This window comes from Streptomyces sp. NPDC059443 (assembly GCF_042750105.1).
Lineage (GTDB): Bacteria > Actinomycetota > Actinomycetes > Streptomycetales > Streptomycetaceae > Streptomyces.
In genome coordinates this window covers 80,859-102,290 of the sequence record NZ_JBHYVM010000016.1, presented here as the reverse complement: position 1 = coordinate 102,290, position 21,432 = coordinate 80,859, and the positions used below count along the sequence as shown (strand labels likewise).

The window sequence follows — 21,432 nt, the reverse complement described above, 5'->3', positions numbered from 1 at the left end:
TAAACCACTATCTATGCGAGCGCAGCGTCATTTGTTTATAAGACACCGCTGACACACACCCCCACCCCCCCCGTCGGGTGTCGGGTGGGGGGGGGGGGCGGCCCCCGCGGGGGCCGCCCCTGCGGATCACACCGCCAGCGGCTCCAGGTCTCGGTGGATCCGCCGTTCGTCACGCGCGTACCGGGTCAGGCTGTGGTCCTCGCCCAGCAGCCGCGCCAGCTCGGTCACCGCCTCCGCCCGTACCCGGTTCGCCTCCTCCTTGCGCCCCATCATGTCCAGGCTGACCGCCATGTTCGACGCGCTCGCCAGGGTCTCCGGGTGGTGCACGCCCAGGGCCTCGCGCAGCCGCATCACCGAGATCCGCTCCAGCTCCAGAGCCCCCTCCGGATCGCCCAGGTCGGCCCGGGCGTTGGCCAGGTTGAGGTTGGCGAAGATGGTGTGCGGGTGGTTGTCGCCCAGCACCTCGCGCATGTGGTGGATGGTCTGGCGCAGCAGCGGTTCGGCGGTCTCCGCCGCCCCCGTGCCCCAGTGGAACACCGCGAGGTTGTTGACCGCGGCCAGGGTGTACGGGTGCCGCTCGCCCGGCACCTTGATGTACTCGTCCACCACCTCCTGGGCCAGGTCCCGTGCCCCGCCCGGGTCCCCGGTCGCGAACAGGTCCGCCGCCAGGTTCAGTTCGCAGGCGAGCAGGTCAGGGTTGACCGCGGTGTACTTGGCCCGGTAGCGGTTGCGCGTCGCGGTCGTCAGCCGCAGCGCGTCCTCCACGTCTCCCGCCCGGCGCAGCGACACCGCCAGGTTCTTGGCCGCCGACAGGGTGCCCGGGAAGGCCCGGCCCAGCGTCCGCTTGTAGATCTCGTACGTCCGGCTCAGCAGCTGCACCGAGTCGTCGTACCGGCCCACCTCGCGCAGGTCGCGCGCCAGGTTCTGCGCCGAGGACAGGGTGTACGGGTGGTTCGTGCCCAGGACTTCGGTGCGCCGGTCGAAGACCTCCTGGTCGATCTCCCTGGCCCGCGCGTACTGCCCGATCATGCGCAGGTTCAGCGCCAGGTTGTTCGCGGCCGCCAGGGTGCGCGGGTGCGCCTCGTGGAAGATCTGCCCGAAGCCCTCGTGCGCGGCCGTGGCCAGCTCCATCGCCTCGCCGTACCGGCCGAGTGCGCCCAGGTCCATCGCCAGGCCGCTGGTGGTCATGTAGGTGTGCGGGTGCGAGACGCCCAGCGCCGCCTTCTGCCGCTCCAGCGTGCCCTCGTCCAGTTCCATGGCCTCCACGAACCGGCCCTGCGAGCGCAGGATGTTGGAGAGGTGGAACCGCAGGTAGAGGTACTGGAGGTCGTCGCCGCCCAGGGTTTCGCGCCAGGTCTCGCGCAGCTCCTCGCCCAGCGAGTACGCGGCCTTGAAGTCACCGCGCTTCCAGAGGTAGCGGACGCGGTCGATCAGGAGCCGGCGGGTCTCCGGCTCCTTGCAGAACCGGGCTTCCGAAGGAGTCAGGTGCGGCCAGATGGTGTTGAACCGCGGCCAGGTCTCCGGGTTGTCTATCGGCTCGTCGTCGTCCGGCCGGGCACCCGCCAGGATCCGGTGCACCGCGTGCCGGGCCTCGCGCTGCTCCTCCTCGGACAGCTGCGCCCGGATCACCGCTTGCACCAGCCGGTGCACCTGGATGCTGTTGCTGACCTGGTCCACCTTGGCCAGCGCGAACCGGCCGATCTCACGGATGACGCGGCCGAGCACCAGCTTCTCCTGGAGGGAGGAGTCGTACGGCTTGAGGGCGTCGATCATCTCCTTGCTGTAGAGCAGGTTCGCCGAGATCGGCTCGGGCGCGAAGAAGGCGCACAGCTGGAGCAGCCGTACGGCGGCCGGCGAGCGGGACTGGAGCCGTTCGATGGAGACGTTCCAGGTGGCGGCCACCGGCTCCGGGTAGCCGGGGGGCTGGTTCAGCGCCAGCACCCTGGCGGCCTGCTGGGCGAGCTGCTCCAGGTACGCGGACACCGGGGTCGCGGTCTCCGCGATCCAGGCACCCGCCTGCTCGACCGCGAGCGGCAGGTCACCGACCGCGACGGCCACCTCCTCGGCGTCGTCCTTGCTGAGCCCGGGGGCCCGGCGCTGGAGGTGCTCGATGGACTCCTCGCGCAGGAACACGTCCACCGGGAGCGCGTCACCGTACTGCGACCAGGACTGGTTGCGGGAGGTGACGAGCACGTGCCCGGGGCCGCCCGGCGGGAAGAACCGCTTGAGCGTCTCGGGGTCGTCGGCGTTGTCGAAGACCAGCAGCCAGCGCGAGGAGGGGACCCCGCGCCTCAGCAGGTCGATGGCCTCCTGGGAGGCGGACGACATGTCCTCGCCGGTCTGCGCGCCGAGCCGTACGGCCAGCTCGGCCAGGGTGGCGACCACGTCGTCGGTCTGCTCCGAGGAGATCCACCACACCAGGTCGTAGTCGGCCATGAAGCGGTGTACGTACTCCAGCGCCACCTGGGTCTTGCCCACGCCGCCGAGCCCGTACAGGGTCTGCGGCTGCGGCAGCACCACGGCCATGCCGCCGCCGAGCTGGTCGCGCATCCGCTCCAGCACGATGGACCGGCCGGTGAACCCGGGGTTGCGGGGCGGCGCGTTCCAGATCTTCGGCACCGTCCCCGGGAAGCGCGGGCCGGGCGCGGAGACGCTGGCCACGGTGTCGGGCAGCGCCATCGGCCGCTCCACCGCGCGCAGCAGGGCGGCCGTGGCGTGCACCTCGTCCAGGCGGAACAGGTCCACCGGATTGCGGTCGATGTACGGGGTGGACAGGCGTACGTCGCCCACCCTCAGCGGCACCAGCTGGCGCCGCCCCCCGGTCGGGTCCTCGGCGGCGGCCCGCTCCCACACGTCCACCGCGCGGGCGGACTTGAGGTAGGCGCTGGAGAGCAGCACCACGGTCCGCGCGGCGGTGTCCACGCTGATGCCGGTCCCGCCCAGGGTGTCCCCGGCGGCCGTGTTCGGGGCGCGCTCGGCGGAGACGTCCTTGGGCACGACCCGGAAGCCGGCCCGGGTGAGCACCGACTCGATCCAGTCGGCCCACATGCGGTTCTCGGCGACGTAGGAGAGGAAGAGGTCGGCGGGCAGGGCGGGGCGGCGCCGGGTGAAGGCGTCGCGGATGCGCAGCCGCACTTCCTCGCCGATGGCGGGCATGGAGGTGACGTCGCCCTCGGTGACGACGGCGGTGAGCCGTTCGAAGGCGGAGAGCAGGGAGTTGGTCAGCCCGGCCTCGTCCCCGAAGGTGGCCAGGGTCTCCTCGTAGGCGTAGTAGGGGCGGTACGGGATCTCCACCGCGCCCCAGTAGGAGGTCAGTTCGTCCCCCACGAGGCCGTTGGGGAACCGGTCGAACTTGATCCGGGCCAGCGCGCGCCCGGCGTCGGCCTTCTCCTTCTCGCCCTCGTCGATGCGCATCGGGACCGGGTAGATCTTGATGCCGCGGTCGTTGAACCGCTCGTCGATCTGCCGGGCCACGGAGGCGGCGCCGTCGATGGACTGGTCGGAGAGGGTGAAGCAGTCGACGAGGACATCGGGAAGGTGGACGGTGCAGATATCGGCTATGTCGGAGAGACCGGTCCGGCTGTCGATCAGCACGTAGTCGTAGTTCCGCTTCATGTCGGCCCGCAGGGCGTCGAAGAAGAGGCCGCCGCCGAGCCGGTCGTAGAAGTTGTCCCAGTCGAAGGTGGAGACGGTCGCCGAGTACTCGCGGTTCTGCCGGCCCGCGGAGACGAAGTCCAGGGTGCCGCCGTCGGGGAACTCCCAGCCGAGGGTCTCGGGGGTGAGCGAGACCGCGTGCGGCTGGATCCGCGCGTAGTCCTTGTGCCAGTCGTCGGCGCGCTGCACCGGGCTGGTGGCGGCCCACGCGTACTCGCTGATCAGGTCGATGACCCCGGTGGTGGCACCGAGGGTGGAGGGGTCCAGGAAGGGGTGGAAGAACCGGTGCAGGCCGGGAGCCTCCAGGTCCCAGTCCACGGCGAGGACCCGCTTGCCGTTGGCGGCGAGGATCCAGGCGGTGTTGGCCAGCGCCATCGTGCGGCCGGTGCCGCCCTTGTACGAGTAGAAGGTGACGATCCGCCCCTCGCGGTGTCCGTCAGAGCTGATACCGCTGTCACGACTCGCTGTCATCCTCGTCCCCCCGGTCGTTGTCGTTGTCGTTGATGCGGTCGGGTCCCTGGAGCCTGCCGATCCTTCCCGTTCCGCCGGCCCTTCCGCGTCCGCCGGTCCTTCCGGTCCCGTCGGTCGTGTCCGTCGCGTTCGGCGGGAAGGGGGCGGCGGGCGGCAGGGCCGGGGGCGCGTTCATCCCCATCGGCCCGAGCAGCCGCGGCCGGTCGGCGCCACCGGCCGGGCTGCCCGCCGGCGGGTAGACCTGGGCGTGTCTCAGGAACTGCTGGGCGGCCGCCTCCACCACTTGCGGCAGGATCTGGCCGAGCGTCTCCATGTTGGCCACGCCGTTGGCCGCGGCCCGGCAGGCGGCCCGGCCCTGGCTCATCTTGACGGGCATGGTGTCTTCGAGCAGGTGGGTCAATTCGGTCTCTTTCGCGCGGCTCTGGTGGTCGTAGCGGTTCCACGGCACGACCACGTTGATCCACGGCCGGGACTCCTGGTCGAAGGCGGCGAGCCGCTGGCGGCGCTGTTCGTCCTCCACCGCCCACCGGTCGACGATCAGGATCTCGGGGCGGGCCGGTGGCTGTTTGGAGTCGAAGTGCCCGGCCTCGTCGTCGAAGGACCCCACGCTCGTCTGGTAGTTGAGGTTGCGTATCAGGTCCTCGGCCACGTAGGCGATGGGCCGCTGGGACACCGGATGGTACGGATTCCATTCGAGGGCGCTGTCCCCGTAGTACTCGGGACTGCGCTCCTCCGGCAGATCGTGCCGGGAGGCGGCGGCCACGGTGATGTGGAGGGTACGGGCGGTGCTGCTCGGGGAGCCGAAGGCGCTCGGCACCAGGCGGTAGTCCAGCGGGCGGATCGGCCTGAGCCGGACGGTCTCGGCGACGCGGACGATCCGCTTGGCGAGTTCGTACACGGCGCTCTCGTACTGCTCGGCGTAACCGCGCAGTTTTATCAGGCCGTACAGCCCGTCGGTGACGTACCGCTCACCGAAGGTGTTGTGGTTGAACTGCAACCGCTCGGCCGGAAGCGGCAGTTGGGAGGGCGGAACCGGTACCCACAGCGCGGGCACGATGGCTTCGGCGGGCTGGTTGCTGAGAGCCTCGTGCTGGACGGTGCGCTGCGCGAAGGCGAACCACTCCCTTCCGCACATCTCGCTGGCGAAGTAGCGCGGTGAGAACAGGGGGACGAAGACCCGGCAGGTGGCGAGCGCCGCACCGAGCCGTTCCGACCAGCCCTCACCGCTGCGTATCTCCCGGTCCATGAAGCCCGCCTCGGCTCCCGCCGGCAGGTTCGTCAGCGCCATGACATGGCTGCAGAGATCGCGGAAGAGGCGCTCCACCCACATGTCCGGATCGGGTCCCCCCGCCCCGAACCTCGGTGTATGCGCATAACTGAGAAAAAAGTACGGATGCACTGATGCGGGCACACGCCCCCCGTCCCGAAGATACGAGCGAAGAAACATCATTCCGGAGCTTCTTCGCCGCTTCCCCTCATCGTTCAGTCAATCAGCGTCGGTTTTCAGTCATCCATTTCAGCGCGTGATCGACGGCATCCGGAAGGGAGAAGAGCATGGTCGATGCTCCCCCCACCCGCCCCCGGCGCACCCGGTCCTCCGGGAACGACCTGCCGATCTCGGCGAAATCGCTGTCGTCCAGCGCGATGTCCTCGTACGCGGTCCACCCTTCCCCCTTCGGAGCTCCTTCCCGCCTGCGGGGCTGCCCCCCCGGAAGCCCCGGAAGGTTCACCTTCACCACACACTCGTACATGCGCAAGAGGGGCTTCGGAATTCGGTACTCCGCGAGATGGAAAGCGGTGCAGACCGAAAATCCCACATTGATCATCAGCACCTCCCACCTCTCCCCGTACATTTCTCCCAGGGGCGATTCCTCACCGAGATGGCTGGTCAGGGGGTGTCCCGCGCACAGTTCCCGGGCGCCCGCGCCGACCGCCGCGAAAGAGGTCTGCGGATGATCGCTGCGCACGGCTCCCGGAGCGGTGCGGACGGCCTCGGCGAGGGCGCCCATGCCCTGGCTCGGGGTGCGCTCCGGATCGAAGGCGGGCATCCGCGCGCGGAAGGCCCGTACCTCCTCCTCCCCGAGCCCCGCGATCCGCTCCAGGTGGGCGGTGGAGGTCTTGGAGTTCTCCGGGGTGAAGGCGGGGACCGCCAGGGTGCCGCGCGGGCCGAGGACGCCGAGGAGGGAGTCCCGCAGGGTCTCGGCACGCAGTCCGGTGCCGCCGAGGGAGGCGTGTGCCATCAGGCGCGCGCCGGGGCGGACGCCGAGGCGGCGCAAGTCGTCGGAGAGGCCGGAGGGGCCGTTGCCGGCAGCCGGGGTCACGCGTCGACCGCCTTGAGCTCCCAGCGCAGTTCCTCCACGAACCGCTTCCCGGTGCTCGTCAGCTCCGCCGCGCCCGACAGCCGGTCCAGCGCCCGGCCGATCCGGTCCGCCCCGCCCGGCTCGGCGGCCGCCGTCGCCCGCCGGTAGGCCTCCACGGCCACCCGCTCGTGTACGTCGGCCAGCAGCCGGGACACCGGCACCGGGCGCTCCCGCCACGGGGAGGGGTGCTGCCACTCCCCGTCCAGCGCGTACAGGTCGGTCACCTCGGTCAGCGCCTGCAGCCGGGCCCGCCGCCATCCGGTCAGCAGCGCGAGCGCGGTCTCCCGCACCCCCGCCGCGTACGGCACTCCGAGCGCGCCCGGCCCGTGCCGCCCGGCCTCGCCCCAGCCCGCCGTCCGGGGGCCGCCGGCCAGCGGGGTCAGCGTGGTCAGCCCGGCGCGGGCGGCCCGGGCGGACTCGGGTACGGCCTCGTGCAGCAGCGCCCAGGCCCGGCGGAGCCGCTCCCGCCACTCCTCGGCCTCCCCGGTGCCCAGGCGCAGCCGGGGCGGGCGGGCGAAGCAGTTGCGGTGGGGGTCCAGGTCCTCCAGGGCCACCGGGGCCTCGTCCGGCCCGGGCGACCAGGTCCGTACGGGCTGCCAGCGGGCATCGCCCGCCGCGGGCCCGAAGCGGTGCTCGGGGCGGCCCTCCTCGCGGACCGCGTACCCCTCGTCGGTGGTGTGCAGCGCGGCCCGCCCGTCGGTGCCGGGCTCGCCCAGGCGCAGCAGGCCGAGCGTCGGCAGGTACACCTCGCCGTCCCGGTAGGCGACCTCGGCGGGCAGGTCGAGCCCGCCGCGCAGGACGGCGGCGGCGGTCAGCGCGGTCAGCCTGCGGGCCGTCTTCGGGCCGTCGCCGCGGCCCTCCCGCTCGGCCTCGATCGAGGCCATGACCCACGTCCGGGTGAACGGGTGGGCCAGTACGGCGTCCAGCGCGTCCTCGCCGGCGTCCCCGGCCCGCTCCACGGCGCCCAGCACCTCCCAGGCGCGGGTCCATTCGGGATCACCCGTCCGGCCGTCGTTCAGGAGGGCGAGCAGGGTCCGGGTGAGCTGTTCCTGGGAGCCCGCGAGTTCGGCCGGGTCGGAGAGTTCGGGCGCGCTCGCGCGGGCGCTCGTACGGCCCTCGACCCCGTCGACGAGCTCGCGCAGATCGGTGCAGTAGACGGAGGGGTTGTCGAAGTCCCCGCAGCCGGAGGGGCCGGTCCCGGAGGTCTCGGAGGCCTTGTAGCGGTGCGTGTAGAGCCCGCCCCCGCACGAGCGTACGACGGGGCACCGGCGGCACGTATCGCTGACGCCGGCCAGGCCCAGCTGCCGGGCGCGGACCCCGGGATGGGCCGCGACCTGGTCAAACGCGTGGTCGAAGACGTTGAAACCGGTGGCCGCGGCCCCGTCGAAGGCGCTTTTGAGTGAGTCGACCTGTTCGAGGCTGCCGTCGGTCTCGACCACGACGAGGTCGGTGGGCGTGAGGCCGAGGGCTTCGGTGAGGCTGGGCCCGCCGCGCAGGGTGGAGAACAGGGATTCGAAGGTCCGTACGGGGACCGGGCGCTCGCGGCGCTCCCAGTGGTCGAAGACCCGCAGCAGCCAGCGCGCGTAGGTGTCGGGGGCGCCGTCGGGCCTGACGGGAGGTGCGTTCCAGGTGGCGTGCGGGAGGAGGAAGTCCACGCGCGGGGGCGCCAGTTCGACGAGGGCGTCGAGGACGGCCACGGGGTCGTTGGCCACGTCGATGGTGCAGAGCAGGCCCTGGTAGAGGTGGCGGTAGGGCTCGGTGCGCAGGAGCTCCACGGCGGCCAGGACGAGCGGGTGGCTGGTGCGTCCGTCGGCGAAGCGGCGGTGGCGGTCGTTGGCCGCGCGGTCCCCGTCGAGGGAGACGCTGACCTTGACGCCGAATTCGGCGAAGAGGTCGAGGCAGCGGGTGGTGAGCTGTAGCCCGTTCGTGTGAATGCGCAGGTCGAGGGCGGCGATTCCGTCGAGGGCGCGGGTGAATTCCTCGCACACGACCCGCAGTCGGTCCGGTCCGGCCAGAAGCGGTTCCCCTCCGTGAAGGATGACCGTGACGGAGGGGAGTGCGTGGGACTGTGCATGTTCGGCGAGCCGTGCCGCGGTATGGGAAATGACCTCGGGGGAGATCACTTTCGGCCGGCCTCGCCAGCTCTGGTCTGCGTGTTCATAGACATAGCAATGATCACAAGCAAGATCGCATCTGCTGTGAACTTTCAGGACGATCTCGCGAAAAGCGATCAGGCCGGTCATTCCACCAGTCTAGAGTGCGGACTTCCGGGTCAGAGTGCAGAGTTGAAGATCGGCGCCTGAACCAGTCGGCCGGATTCCCTCGGGAGGATCCGGCTCAGGTTCGCGGCCGCGCGCGCACCGCGGACGTCGATCCGGTCGAGCGGGACGCGACGGGCGCCGACGGTGCCGGCCGGTGGGGGTGCGGAGGTGTTCATGACGCCGTCCTCGTGGAGGTCATGGGATGGGAAGGGTTGACATTGGCGAGGAGCCAGTGTCTGGCGCGGACTTTACCCTCCTGGTTGCCCATCGGCGTGCTAAACGACCAGGGGGTTGCCGATACCGTGACCTCTCCTACGCCCGGATGTGACGAACGGTCAACCGTCCCTGGAAAACATGACCGAATTCCGTGGATGCGGGTATTCGGCCGTTTGCCTGACAGCAAGATCCATTTCTTTTTCCGGGGGATCCCGGGGGCCCGTGGACGCTCCCCGGCCCCCTCCTACGCGGGCTGCTGCTCGTTGACCGGCGGCGCCGGCAGGTCCCTGAGCAGCCACGTCAGTACGTCGGGCAGTGCGCGCAGGGCTCCGAAGTGCGCGGCGTCCGGGTCGATGGTGGTGGTGGCGCCGGGAATCCGGCGGCCCAGCCAGCGGGAGTGGCCCACGGGGGAGAACTCGTCCAGCCCCCCGTGCCAGATCATCACCGGGCAGCGGATGTCGGCGGGGTCGAAGCCCCAGGGGCTGCTGAAGGCCAGTACGTCGTCGATCCAGCCGTAGGCGGAGGTGCGGACCCCCTCGCGGTAGTTGCGCAGCAGCATCGCGCGCAGGCCCGCGTCCGCGACGACCAGCAGGTCGCTGGCCGTGAGCTCCTGGCGCAGCTCGTCCAGCAGTCGGCCGGGGTCCTCGGCGATGCCCGCCGCGCGGGGGATCAGCCGGGCGGCCAGCTCCTCCGGGTCGCGGCCGGCCGTGGAGTACTCCCGGACGTTCGAAGCGGTCATGCCCTCGAACCAGTCGAGGTCCTCGGCGTCCCGGGGGGCGAGGGGGACCAGGGCGGCCGTCCGGGTGACCCGGTCGGGGAGCAGGGCGGCGCAGGCCAGCGCGCCGGGGGCGCCGCCGGAGCGGCCGACCACGGCGAAGGTGTCGAGGTTCAGGGAATCGGCGACCGTGGCCACCTCCTGGGCCACGTCCGCGACGGTGCGGCCGGGGTGGCGGTCGGAGCCGCCGTAGCCGGGCCTGTCGTAGGCGATGAGCTGCATCCGGCGCTGGTAGAGCACCATGCCCCGGGGGGCGGGTCCCAGCCGGCTGCCGGGCATCCCGTGGAGCAGGAAGACGGGTTTGCCTTCCGGGTCGCCCCAGGTCTCCACCGTCAGATTCCGCCCCTCCGCGTCGCGCACCTGACTGCGCACGCGCTCCCTCCCAACATGGTCGACCCGACTCTTCGTGGTTCTTCACGGTGATTGTCCTCGCCGGGGGAGGAGCGCGGTAGGGCGCACTCCGCTCGAAATTCTTGTGAAAGTTTTCACAAGCGCACAGGGGTCCTAAGTCCCGGGATGTCTTTGCAGGTCAGTGGCATGATCGGGAACGGGTGAACGGGCGTGAACGGCCGTTCGGCCTGCCGGAAAAGGGCTTTTTCGGCACTACGGCTTCCGCTTTCGGGTGTCGAATTGAGTCATCAGGAAAGCGGTTCGAGTTGAGTCGAAATGAAGGAGTTCCTGCCATGCAGGCCAACGAGATGGTGGATGGACTGGTCCAGGAGGCGCTCAAGGCGCTCGACCAGTTCGCGTCGTTCAACCAGGAGCAGGTCGACCACATCGTCAAGAAGGCCTCGCTGGCCGCGCTGAGCCAGCACGGTGAGCTCGCGCGGCTGGCCGTCGAGGAGACCGGTCGCGGACTCTTCGAGGACAAGGCCGTCAAGAACCTCTTCGCCTGCGAGCACGTCGTCAACTCGATGCGCGGGCTCAAGACCGCCGGCGTGATCCGCCGCGACGAGCTCAACGGCATCACGGAGATCGCCGAGCCGGTCGGCGTCGTCTGCGCGATGACCCCGGTCACCAACCCGACCTCGACCACGATCTTCAAGGCCCTCATCGCCCTCAAGACCCGCAACCCGATCATCTTCGCCTTCCACCCCTCCGCGCAGAACTGCTCGGCCGAGGCCGCCCGCATCGTCCGTGACGCCGCCGTGGCCGCCGGAGCCCCTGAGAACTGCGTCCAGTGGGTCACCGCCCCCTCCATGGAGGCCACCGGCGCCCTCATGAACCACCCGGGCGTCTCCACCATCCTCGCGACCGGCGGAAACGCCATGGTCAAGGCCGCGTACTCGTGCGGCAAGCCGGCCCTGGGCGTCGGCGCGGGCAACGTCCCCGCGTACGTCCACAAGAGCGCCAAGCTCGGCCGCGCGATCCACGACATCGTGCTCTCCAAGGCCTTCGACAACGGCATGATCTGCGCCTCCGAGCAGGCCGTCATCCTCGACGCCGAGATCTACGAGAAGGGCCTCGCCGAGTTCAAGCGGCTCGGCGCCCACGTGGTCTCCGCCGCCGAGAAGACCAAGCTGGAGCAGTTCGTCTTCGGCACCACCGCCTACGCGGCGGACGCGAGCGGCGCCAAGCTGAACCCGGCGGTCGTCGGCAAGTCCCCGCAGTGGATAGCCGAGCAGGCCGGCTTCACCGTCCCCGCCGACGCCTCGATCCTCCTCGCCGAATGCAACGAGGTCGGTGAGAACGAGCCGCTGACCCGCGAGAAGCTCTCCCCGGTACTGGCCGCCCTGAAGGCCTCCGACACCGAGCACGGCCTCGAACTGGCCGCCGAAATGGTCGAGTTCCACGGTCTGGGCCACAGCGCCGCCATCCACGCCGAGGACGAGGCCCTCGTGGAGGAGTTCGGCAAGAAGGTCAAGGCGATCCGCGTCATCGCCAACTCGCCCTCCACCTTCGGCGGCATCGGCGACGTCTACAACGCCTTCCTCCCCTCGCTCACCCTCGGCTGCGGCTCGTACGGACACAACTCGGTGTCGAACAACGTCACCGCGGTCAACCTGATCAACGTCAAGCGGATCGGACGGCGCAACACCAACATGCAGTGGTTCAAGGTCCCGCCGAAGATCTACTTCGAGCGCAACTCCATCCGGTACCTCGGCGAGATGGACGGCATCAGCCGCGTCTCGATCGTCACCGACAAGACGATGGTCGCCATCGGCTTCGTCCAGAAGGTCACCGACATCCTCCAGGCCCGCGACGGCGCGGTCGCCATCCAGGTCATCGACAACGTCGAGCCCAACCCGGAGCTCGCCACCGTCCGGGCCGGCGCCGCGATGATGCGCGACTTCCGGCCCGACACGATCATCGGCCTCGGCGGCGGCTCGCCGATGGACGCCGCGAAGATCATGTGGCTGATGTACGAGCGCCCGGAGGTCGAGTTCGCGGACACCAAGGAGAAGTTCTTCGACGTCCGCAAGCGCGCCTACAAGTTCCCCTCGCTCGGCGAGAAGGCCAAGATGGTCGCCATCCCGACCACCTCGGGCACCGGCTCCGAGGTCACCCCCTTCGCCGTCATCTCCGACCCGGCCGCGGCCCAGAAGTACCCGCTCGCCGACTACGCGCTGACCCCGAACGTGGCCATCGTCGACCCGATGCTGCCGATGGGCCTCCCGCCCAAGGTGACCGCCGACTCCGGCTTCGACGCCCTGACGCACGCCACCGAGGCCTACGTCTCCGCCTACTCGAACGACTACACCGACGGGCTGTGCCTCCAGGCCATCAAGCTCATCTTCGAAAACCTCCAGCGCTGCGTGGTCGACGGTCCCAACGACCCCGAGGCCCGCGAGAAGATGCACAACGCCTCCACGGTGGCGGGCATGGCCTTCGCCAACGCCTTCCTCGGCATGGTGCACGCCATGGCGCACACCCTCGGCAACACCTTCCACGTCGCCCACGGCCGCACCAACGCGCTGCTCCTGCCGCACGTGATCCGGCACAACGGCACCGTCACGCACAAGGCCACCCCGTGGCCGAAGGCCGAGGTCTACCGGGCGCCGGAGCGCTTCCAGGAGATCGCGAAGATGCTGGGCCTGCCGGCCGCCACGGCCGCCGAGGGCGTCGAGTCCTACGCCAAGGCCGTCGAGGAGCTCCGCGCCAAGTGCGGGATCACCGCCTCCTTCGCCGAGGAGGGCGTGGACGAGCAGGCCTTCATCGAGGCCCTGCCGACCCAGGCCATGAACGCCTACGCCGACCAGTGCGCCCCCGCCAACCCGCGGATGCCGATGATCGACGACCTGAAGCAACTCATGCTCCAGGCCTACTACGGCAACGCCGAGGGTGCCCCGTCCAAGAAGGCCGGCAAGAAGAAGTAACACCCCCCCATGAACGTCCGCTAAGGACAGGAAGAGCCCGCCCGGGGCGCTAAGACCCGGGCGGGCCTTCCATGTGTCCCGGGCCGTGGGTGTGACGCGGGTGTGGACGGCGGACTACAGGTGTGTGGCCGAACCGGCCTGACGGGAAAGGGGCGTTGCGCCGTGTGGTGGCGGCTGGCTAGCTTCGGCGCGTGGCGGCGAGAGCGATGACCTGCTCCGGCCGCCCGGTTCCTCTGCCTCGAAGTCCGCCTGCCGGGAGTGTCCGTGAAGTTGTCCCGCTCGGTCCTGTTCTCCCTCGGGTCCGCCCTGGCGTTGTCCGCCACGGTCGTCGCCCTCCCGTCCGCCGCCCGGGCCGCCGCGCCCGCCGGCGACCGCGGAGCCGTCGTGCGCGAGTGGTACGACGTCACCGCCCAGACCGTCACCGCCGCCGGTGCGCCCACCCAGGTCACCAACAGCCGTACCTGGGCGATCAGTTGGCTGGCCGCCGCCCGCGCGGGCCGGGAGGCCCCCGGTGGGCGTGACCGGGCGGCCTTCCAGGACGCCGCCGTCGCCTCCGCCGTCCACGACTCCCTCGTGGAGCTCGCGCCCACCCGCAAGGCGGAGCTCGACGCCGCGCTCGCCGCCACCCTCGGGCGGATCCCCGACGGCCGTGCCGAGGACCGGGGCGTCGAAGCCGGGGCCCGGCAGGCGAAGCTCGCGCTCGCCTCCCGCCAGGGCGACGGCCTCGACCCCGCCTCCGTGAACGCGCCCTTCGCCGTCCCGCCCGCCGCCCCCGGCGCATGGCGGCCGACGCCCGACGGCTACGCCCCCGCCGCGCAGTACGGCAACCGCGTGGCCAGGCCGTTCCTGCTCGACTCCCCGGACCAGTACCGGCTCGGCCCGCCGCCCGCGCTGGACTCCCGCCGGTACCGCGCCGACCTCGCCGAGGTGCGCGCGTACGGAGCCGCCGGCTCCACCGTCCGCAGCGCGCGCCAGACCGAGACCGCCACCTTCTGGTACGGCTCCTCGCTGGCCCTGTACACCGAGCCGCTGCGCGTCGCGGTGACCCGCTCGCACGGCTCGGCCGCCGAACGGGCGGGGCTGGTCGGGCTGTTCCACGCGGCCCTGGTCGACACCCAGATCGCCACCTCCGACAGCAAGTACGCGTACACCCGCTGGCGCCCGGTCACCGCGATCCGGACCGGGACGATCGATCCCGACCCGGCCTGGACCCCGCTCCACCAGACCCCGGCCCACCCCGACTACCCCAGCGGCCACAACACCTACGCCGGAGCCGCCGAGGTGATCCTGGACGCCCTCGCCGGACCCCGTACCGCCCCGTTCTCCGTGACCAGCCCGACGGCGCCCGGCGCAAGCCGTACGTACACGAGCTGGGAGCAGCTGACGCGGGACAACGTCGACGCGCGGATCTTCTCGGGCATCCACACCCGCTCCGCCGACGAGGCGGGGGTCGCCCTCGGCAAGGCCGTCGGCCGGCACGCCCTGCGCGGCGCCGACCGGCTGCTCGCGCCCCTCGGCTAGCCGGCCGGCCCGTCCGGCGGGCCCGCGCTCAGATGCGCCGGAGCTCAGATGCGCCGGAGGTGCTCCGTGAACAGGGCGCGGGCCCGGTCGAGGTCGGCGGGGGAGGCCGCCCCGCGCTTGGGCAGCACGAGGAAGTGCTCCAGGCTTCCGGTGAGGACGAACAACTCGGGGGTCTCGAACCACCAGGGGTAGCCGCGCCATTCGTCGGCGTGCTCGTCCTCCCCGTCGGCGGTGGTGGTGCGCAGGCCGTCCTCGGCGAGCATGGTGCGGATGGTGCCGAGGGCGGCGTCGCTCTCGTAGAGGTCCTTCATCCGGGACTTGCGGTGCCACTGCCGGATGCCGAGCGTGGCGATGACGGCGGTGACGGCCACGATGGCGATGCCGGTCCAGCCGAGGCCCCACCGCAGGACGCGGAGCAGTCCCGCGGCGGCCCCGAGCAGCGCGGGGAGCCAGAGGAACCTGGTGCGCCCCGGCCAGGTCCCGAGGGTGTACCGCCGCAGGGCCTCGTCGTAGTCCGCGGCGGCCGGGGCGTACTCGAACCGGGCACTGCGCAGGGTGTCGGCGCCGGCCTGCCCGGCTTGATCCATGTTCATGACAGCGGAGCGTACGACACCGCCCGCCCGGGCCGGCACGGCGGTCGGGCCGGGCAAGATCCGAAAGAGACGACCTAGGTCTCCGGGTGCTCTTCGGGGGCCAGGAACCGGCCCATCGGCAGCACCTGGCGGCCCCACGTGCTCGCCATGATCTGGCCGGCGAGCAGGTACGTGGCTCCGAGCGCGGCCAGCAGCCCGCTCCAGCCGGTGATCCGGTTCCAGACGACCGAGCCGGTGAACCCGCTGACCGTCATGGCGACGAAGACCACCAGTACGCAGGTGAACGTGGACAGCAGCACTAGATGGATCCGCCAGCTGCCGATCCACAGCACGAACACCACGAACACCCACGGCAGCGTGAACAGTCCGCTGACGTCCCCGCGCAGGGCCGGATCGGTGGCGGGCAGCACCCACTGGAGCAGGCAGGCCTTCGCCATCCAGAACAGTCCGAAGCCGCCGAACACGGTCGCGTGCCAGGTGTCGCCGCGCTGCGCCTGGAAGAGCCCGGCCAGCAGCTGGGCGAGTCCGCCGATGAAGAAGCCGACCAGCGGGAGCACCGAGTGGCCGAGCTTCTCGGGGAAGACGCCCGCGTCGATGCCGGTGGCGATGGTGGTGACGACGATGAAGCCGGTGAGGCCGAGCGCGCCCAGCTGTGCCTGCGCGCTCGGCTCCATCCGCTTGACGGAGACGGCCTGTTCGGCCGGTCCCTGCCGGTTGCGCAGGATCGGGTTGTTCACCGGCCGGCCCCTGCCCCGGGCGCCCCGGACGCGTCGGACACCTCGGGCTCGGGCAGCCCGCTGCCCACGGCCGGCCCGGCCTTGCCCTTGTGGAACCCCGCACAGGCCAGGGTGACCGCCGAGCCGAGGACCGCCCAGCCGCTCAGGACCAGCAGCGGCCCGGTGACGTCGTTGCCCTTGAAGTACGCGATCGAGCGCGCGGCGTACGTGCCCGCGCCCGGCGGCAGGGCCGGGCCGATGGCCTTCCAGAACGGCGGCAGCAGCGGGTACGGGTAGGCTCCGCCCGCGCTCGGGTTGCCGAACACCACCACCAGCAGGATCGCCAGGCCGATGCCGACCACCCCCGCGAGCCCCTGGAAGGCCAGGGTGATCGCGCCGACCGCGAAGACCACGAGCGTACCGAGCCCCCACAGGGCCGGGATGCTGCCGGGCAGGGCGTCCAGGACGGGTCCGGCGATGACCGCGCCGAGGAGTCCGGCCGCCACCGCGTATACGAACAGCGCGCCGAGCCGGATGACGGCGCGATGGATGTTCGCCGGCCGGGCGCCGGCGCTGATCGCGAGGATCGCGGCGCACAGGTAGCCGCCCACGCACCAGCCGACCACCAGGTAGAAGGAGCTCAGGCCGCGGGCGTCGCCCTTGTCCGCCGGGGCCACGTCGGCCACCTGGAGGGTGCGGCCCTGGGCCGCCTCGGCGCGCCCGACGATCTCCACGAGGGCCTGCGAGAGGGAGGCCCCGCCACCGCTGGCGACCAGCAGCTTGTCGGCCTTGCCGGCCGGGTCGATGATCAGCGCGCCGTCCACGTCCCGGTTCTGGATCTGCTTCAGCGCCGTCGCCTCGTCCTTGACGGCGCGCGGGTCGAGCGGTTTGCCGGGCAGGGCGGCGAGCTGCTTGGCCGACTGCTCCGCGACCGGTGCGACCGGCGCCGACACGGCGATCGGGATTTCGCTGGGCTCGGGGTGGTGGAAGGCCCCGACGTAGGAGGTGATGAAGGCGAGCTGGAGCGCGAGTACGCCCAGGACCAGCAGGGCGGCCCGGGTGGTCACCGCGTCCTTGATCTCGGCGAGGAACCCGCCGGACGGCCCTGGATCTGCGTTGGTGGTCTGGGTCATGTCTCACACGCTCGGCGTACCGGGGGCCGGGCGCAGCAGGGGTGGGCCGAACGGATGAAGCCCCGCCCGGGGTCTGCGCCGAACCAGGCCCATCTTTTACCGACGCGTAACTTCCCTGTCTTGCTACTCGCCCGTAATTTAGCGGCTGCAGCACCCCTTGTGATCCGGATCACGGGATGAACCCCCACGTAATTCCCGAGCCGTCCCCTCGTTGTCCCCCAAGACACGCAAGGAGATCACACGATGCTGCCCTGGAGACGCCTGCTCCGCCCGCTGGCCGTCCTCACCCTGACCACCGCCGCACTCGTCGCCCCCACCGGCGCGGCCCAGGCCGCCTCGGCGCCGAGCAGCGGCTGGAACAACTGGTCCTGCAAACCGTCCGCCGCCCATCCCCGCCCCGTGGTCCTCGTCCACGGAACCTTCGGGAACTCCGTCGACAACTGGCTCGGCTTCGCCCCGTACCTCGTCCACCGGGGGTACTGCGTCTACTCCCTCGACTACGGGCAACTGCCCGGCGTACCCCTCTTCAACGGGCTCGGCCCCATCGACAAGTCGGCCGGCCAGCTCGACACCTTCGTGGACAAGGTGCTCGCCTCCACCGGAGCGGCCAAGACCGACATCGTCGGCCACTCCCAGGGCGGCATGATGCCGAACTACTACCTGAAGTTCCTCGGCGGAGCCGCCAAGGTCAACGCCCTGGTCGGGCTCGCCCCCGACAACCACGGGACCACCCTCGACGGGCTCACCCAGCTCCTCCCGTACTTCCCCGGCGCCGAGAACCTGATCAGCACCGCCACCCCCGGGCTCGCCGACCAGATCGCCGGATCCGCCTTCATCAACAAGCTGAACGTGGGCGGGGACACCGTCCCCGGGGTCAAGTACACGGTGATCGCCACCCGCTACGACGAGGTGGTCACCCCGTACCGGAGCCAGTTCCTCAGCGGGCCGGACGTCCGCAACGTGCTGCTCCAGGACTTGTGCGCACTGGACCTGTCGGAGCACGTGGCCATCGCCCTCACCGACCGGATCGCCTGGCACGAGGCGGCCAACGCCCTCGACCCGGCGCACGCCGAACGGACCACCTGCGCGTCGGTCTTCGACTGACAGACCGACCGGGTGACTGACTGACAGCGGCCGTCGACCCGCCCCCCGGCGGGCCGGCGGCCGCTGTCAGTCGGTGCCCGTCGCCGCCCGGTCAGCGGCCGTGTCGGCCCGGCGTCGCACGGCGGCGGGCCAGCGCGAACAGCACGGCCGCGCCGACGGCCAGGGTGCCGGCCCCGGCGATCGCGATCGCCGGGGTGGCGCTGCTGCCACCCGTCTCCGCGAGGTTGGTCCCGCTCTGCGGGGCGATCGGGGACGGGGAGGCGTCCGCGTTCGTCTTCGGGTCGTTGTCCCCGTGCCCTCCGTGCTCCACCGTGGACTTGCTCGCGCCATCGGCGATCTGCTGGTCGGTGGGGGCCGAGGGCCGGGCGGAGGGCTGCTCCGAGGGCTGCTCCGACGGCTGTTCCGAGGGCGTGGAGCTCGGCTTGGTGCCGGGCTTCCCGCCCGGCTTGCCACCGGTCGCGCCGGTGTCCTTGCCGAAGACCACGTCCGAGCAGGAGTAGAAGGCCTCCGGGCTGTCCGAGCGCTGCCAGATGCTGTAGATCAGGTGCCGGCCGGTCTTGTTCGGGACGCTGCCGGAGAACACGTAGTCGCCGTTCTGCATCCCCGGGTCGGAGACCTTCACGAAGGGCGCCGGCTCCAGGTCGGACCACTTCAGCGGCTTCGTCGGGTCGTAGCCGTCCTTCGTCACGTACAGCTCGAAGGAACCCTTGTGCGGGGCGGTCCCCTTGTAGCGGAAGGTGTGCGCGCCCGGGGCCATCGGGCTCGCCGGCCAGTCGGCGCGCGCCAGGTCCAGGCCCTTGTACTTGCCGTTGCCCGCCGAGCACAACTGCCCGTCCGGGATCAGGGACTTGCTCTGACCGGCCGCGTTGGCGATGTTCACCGCGTTCCAGTCGTAGAACGCCTGCGTCCCGCTCGCCGCGACCGCCGCCTTGCAGGCTGCCGACTTCGGGGCCTCCGGACCCTCCGCGTAGCACGCCGCCACCCGGCTGACCGGGTCCGTCATCGAACCGTGGGCGGCCGCGGGCACGGCGGCGTACGCGGCCACCGCGAGCGGAGCGAGGCCGACGGCGGCGATACGGGCGGCGGTACGGCGTGCGGACATGGTGGATCTCCTCTGGGGCACGGCACATGGCAGCGCGAGTCGTGGATGCGCCAGGAGGTGCGGGGCTGTGCGGCGCCGCCCCTCACGGGTGCGCGGCGCCGCCTCCGGCCCTCCCTGGCCCAGCCAAACTAACCGCCCGCACGGGCCGTTCGGCGGCCTTCAGCCCCCGGGAGCCGATCCTTAGGGTCCGCTTAAGGAGCCGCTAAGCGGGCCCACAGAAACCCGTGGCCCGGGAGCGGATCAGGCCAGGAGCGCGGCGATTCCGGCCGCCGAGCGGGCCTGGGCGTCCAGGGTGTCCAGGGCCCGGACGGCCTCGGCGGCGGCCCCGGGGTCGGTGGCGGCGAGGCCGCTCCCGGCGAACTCGTCCTCGTCGAGGCGCAGTACCTCGGTGCCGTCCGCCGACACCCACAGGTCGAGGTCCAGGTCCTCGACCAGGATCGCGGTTTCCGTCACCACCGCCGGGCGGGTCACGTCGCAGTACCAGCCCTTGAGGACGCCCTCGGCGGTGCGGACCTCCTTGACCGCGTACCAGCGGTCGCGCCAGAAGTGCTCGGTGAACACGTCGCCCGGCTCGAAGCGCACGAACCCGAAGTCCCGTACCCCTTCGGCCGCCCAGGGGGCCCGTACGGTGATCCGCGTGCCGGTGTCGGCCACCGGCTCGGCCGGGTAGCTGATCTTGGTGCGGCCCGCCTTGGTCAGGGTGACGGTCAGCCGGTCGGTCAGTCGGTCTGTCTGCCGGTCGCTCATCGCAGGGGATCCAATCGTTTCGTGAAGCGGGTCTCGGTCGCGCAGACCTCGTACCCGAACCAGGTGTTGACGGCGAGCATCGGGCCGTTGCCGGTGTCGTTGCCCGTGAACGCCTCCGTGTAGCCCGCCGCGCGGGCCCGGAGCAGCGAGGCGTTCTTCGCGAGCTTGGCCATGCCCAGCCCGCGGAAGCCGCGCAGGGTGCCGGTCATGGCCGAGGAGTAGCGGGTGGCCCCGTCGGTGTGGGCGGCCGTGAAGGCGGCGACCTCGCCGTCCACCAGGACCACGGTGGTGAGCTCCCGGTCCAGGTACGGGTTGTTCCACGTGTGCCGCAGCCAGTCCTCGTAGTCGTCGAACTCGACGGCCACGTCGCCCGGTTCGTCGAGGGACGCCGCCGCGTCGGCCTCGAAGAGCGGGCGCGGATCGGCGGCGAAGGCCGAGCCGGGGCGCAGTTCGACACCGGCGGGCAGGTTCCGGGGGAGCGCGGGCAGGGCCGCCGAGGTCAGGTCCAGGCGCAGGAAGTGCGCGGAGCGGGAGGGCCGGTACCCGTGGCGCCCGGCGAACGCGCGGTGGGGCGGCTCGTCGAGCACCCAGGCGTACGAGTCCTTCGCGCCCGCGGCGGCGAGATGCTCCTCCGCCGCGCGCAGCAGGGCGCTCCCGGCGCCGAGCCCCCGCCGTGCGGGGTCCACGTAGGCGTTGACGAAGCCCTGGCCGGGCTCGGGGCTGTCGTAGGCGATGCCGACCTGCGCGGTGCCGATGACCTGTCCGTCGGCGGATTCGGCGACGAGGAGGCGGTAGCGCTTGGCGGGGTGGGCGCAGGCCAGCTCGAAGGCCACCCCGCGGGCCGTGCTGATCATGAAGGGCAGGGCCGCGCGGCGCACCCGTACGACGGACTCGGCGTCGGCCGGGTCGTCCGGGCGCAGGTCACGGATGGTTGTGGGCATGGTTTCGACCGTACGGGCCGCCGAGGGGTGCGCGCCCGCGAATTTCGGGGCCGAGGCCCGGGGTCATGGGGGAGAATCGGCCCCGTGACCTCGACTTCCCCGCACCTGAAGATCCGCATCGACGGCGCCGCCGGCGCGGCCGCCCCGTACGAGCAGCTGCGCGCCCAGATCGCGGAGGGGGCGCGGGCCGGGCGGCTGCCGGCCGGGTTCAAGCTGCCGACGGTACGGGGCCTCGCGGAGGAACTGGGACTGGCGGCGAACACGGTCGCGAAGGCCTACCGGGCGTTGGAGTCGGACGGGGTCATCGAGACGCGCGGCCGCAACGGCACCTTCGTCGCGGCGGCGGGCGACGGGGCCGCCCGGGAGGCGGCCACCGCCGCGCAGGCCTATGCGGAGCGGGCGCGGCGGCTGGGGCTGACCTTCGACGAGGCGACGGCGACGGCGTTGGACGCGCTGCGCGCGCGGTACGGGGCCTGACGCCCGGGTCGGCCTGACGCCCGGGACGGCCTGATGCCCGGGAC

16 protein-coding genes are annotated in these 21,432 nt (G+C 71.6%); 4 read left to right on the top strand and 12 right to left on the bottom strand.

The features are described from left to right. Positions 1–126: 126 nt before the first annotated feature. The 6 genes from fxsT to ACFXDJ_RS17800 form a co-directional block, all read right to left on the bottom strand. Positions 127–4,125 carry an FxSxx-COOH system tetratricopeptide repeat protein gene (gene fxsT, locus ACFXDJ_RS17825; RefSeq protein ID WP_384654240.1) on the bottom strand — a complete coding sequence of 1,333 codons (3,999 nt, stop codon included), beginning with the start codon at positions 4,123–4,125 and terminating at the stop codon, positions 127–129. Beyond that, complete coding sequence (locus tag ACFXDJ_RS17820; protein WP_384849547.1) at positions 4,109–5,572, bottom strand: TIR-like protein FxsC; 1,464 nt, start codon at positions 5,570–5,572, stop codon at positions 4,109–4,111. Before ACFXDJ_RS17820 ends, fxsT begins: the two co-directional genes overlap by 17 nt. Before the next feature lie 43 nt (positions 5,573–5,615). After that, positions 5,616–6,446: an aminoglycoside N(3)-acetyltransferase gene (locus ACFXDJ_RS17815; RefSeq protein WP_384654242.1), complete on the bottom strand. Its 831-nt coding sequence runs from the start codon at positions 6,444–6,446 to the stop codon at positions 5,616–5,618. Then, positions 6,443–8,728 carry a radical SAM/SPASM protein FxsBH, inactivated beta-hydroxylase extension form gene (gene fxsBH / locus ACFXDJ_RS17810; protein WP_384654244.1) on the bottom strand — a complete coding sequence of 762 codons (2,286 nt, stop codon included), beginning with the start codon at positions 8,726–8,728 and terminating at the stop codon, positions 6,443–6,445. Before fxsBH ends, ACFXDJ_RS17815 begins: the two co-directional genes overlap by 4 nt. A gap of 29 nt (positions 8,729–8,757) precedes the next feature. Then, positions 8,758–8,922, bottom strand: coding sequence for a hypothetical protein (locus ACFXDJ_RS17805; RefSeq protein ID WP_384654247.1), 165 nt, complete (start codon positions 8,920–8,922; stop codon positions 8,758–8,760). Positions 8,923–9,206: 284 nt separating this feature from the next. Continuing rightward, a complete protein-coding gene (locus tag ACFXDJ_RS17800; protein ID WP_384654250.1) occupies positions 9,207–10,109 on the bottom strand; it encodes an alpha/beta fold hydrolase in 903 nt (300 codons plus the stop codon). A 311-nt stretch (positions 10,110–10,420) separates the two neighbouring features. Between ACFXDJ_RS17800 and adhE the strand changes: the two genes are divergently transcribed. Both adhE and ACFXDJ_RS17790 read left to right on the top strand, forming a co-directional pair. Further along, a complete protein-coding gene (adhE, locus tag ACFXDJ_RS17795; protein WP_384654253.1) occupies positions 10,421–13,054 on the top strand; it encodes a bifunctional acetaldehyde-CoA/alcohol dehydrogenase in 2,634 nt (877 codons plus the stop codon). A 264-nt stretch (positions 13,055–13,318) separates the two neighbouring features. Continuing rightward, positions 13,319–14,575, top strand: coding sequence for a vanadium-dependent haloperoxidase (locus tag ACFXDJ_RS17790; RefSeq protein WP_384654256.1), 1,257 nt, complete (start codon positions 13,319–13,321; stop codon positions 14,573–14,575). Positions 14,576–14,619: 44 nt separating this feature from the next. Here the strand turns inward: ACFXDJ_RS17790 and ACFXDJ_RS17785 are convergent, their stop codons facing one another. The 3 genes from ACFXDJ_RS17785 to ACFXDJ_RS17775 all read right to left on the bottom strand — a co-directional run bounded on the left by ACFXDJ_RS17785 (position 14,620) and on the right by ACFXDJ_RS17775 (position 17,017). Beyond that, entirely contained in the window at positions 14,620–15,168 is a 549-nt protein-coding gene (locus ACFXDJ_RS17785) for a YcxB family protein (RefSeq protein ID WP_384654259.1), read from the bottom strand. A 74-nt stretch (positions 15,169–15,242) separates the two neighbouring features. Beyond that, positions 15,243–15,905 (bottom strand): acetate uptake transporter, encoded by a 663-nt coding sequence (locus ACFXDJ_RS17780; protein WP_384654262.1) that lies wholly within the window; start codon positions 15,903–15,905, stop codon positions 15,243–15,245. Further along, the gene (locus tag ACFXDJ_RS17775) at positions 15,902–17,017 is read right to left on the bottom strand and encodes a DUF3533 domain-containing protein (RefSeq protein ID WP_384654265.1); all 1,116 of its coding nucleotides are present in this window, start codon (positions 17,015–17,017) and stop codon (positions 15,902–15,904) included. Before ACFXDJ_RS17775 ends, ACFXDJ_RS17780 begins: the two co-directional genes overlap by 4 nt. A gap of 243 nt (positions 17,018–17,260) precedes the next feature. Between ACFXDJ_RS17775 and ACFXDJ_RS17770 the strand changes: the two genes are divergently transcribed. Next, the gene (locus ACFXDJ_RS17770; protein ID WP_384654267.1) at positions 17,261–18,121 is read left to right on the top strand and encodes an esterase/lipase family protein; all 861 of its coding nucleotides are present in this window, start codon (positions 17,261–17,263) and stop codon (positions 18,119–18,121) included. Between the two features lie 91 nt (positions 18,122–18,212). Here the strand turns inward: ACFXDJ_RS17770 and ACFXDJ_RS17765 are convergent, their stop codons facing one another. The 3 genes from ACFXDJ_RS17765 to ACFXDJ_RS17755 all read right to left on the bottom strand — a co-directional run bounded on the left by ACFXDJ_RS17765 (position 18,213) and on the right by ACFXDJ_RS17755 (position 20,911). Then, positions 18,213–19,223: a lytic polysaccharide monooxygenase gene (locus tag ACFXDJ_RS17765; RefSeq protein ID WP_384849489.1), complete on the bottom strand. Its 1,011-nt coding sequence runs from the start codon at positions 19,221–19,223 to the stop codon at positions 18,213–18,215. Between the two features lie 240 nt (positions 19,224–19,463). Further along, positions 19,464–19,970, bottom strand: a complete 507-nt coding sequence (locus ACFXDJ_RS17760) for a DUF402 domain-containing protein (protein WP_384661143.1) — start codon at positions 19,968–19,970, stop codon at positions 19,464–19,466. After that, positions 19,967–20,911, bottom strand: coding sequence for a GNAT family N-acetyltransferase (locus ACFXDJ_RS17755; protein WP_384661141.1), 945 nt, complete (start codon positions 20,909–20,911; stop codon positions 19,967–19,969). Before ACFXDJ_RS17755 ends, ACFXDJ_RS17760 begins: the two co-directional genes overlap by 4 nt. Positions 20,912–20,995: 84 nt before the next feature. Between ACFXDJ_RS17755 and ACFXDJ_RS17750 the strand changes: the two genes are divergently transcribed. Beyond that, complete coding sequence (locus tag ACFXDJ_RS17750; protein WP_384661138.1) at positions 20,996–21,388, top strand: GntR family transcriptional regulator; 393 nt, start codon at positions 20,996–20,998, stop codon at positions 21,386–21,388. The last annotated feature ends 44 nt before the right edge of the window (positions 21,389–21,432 follow it).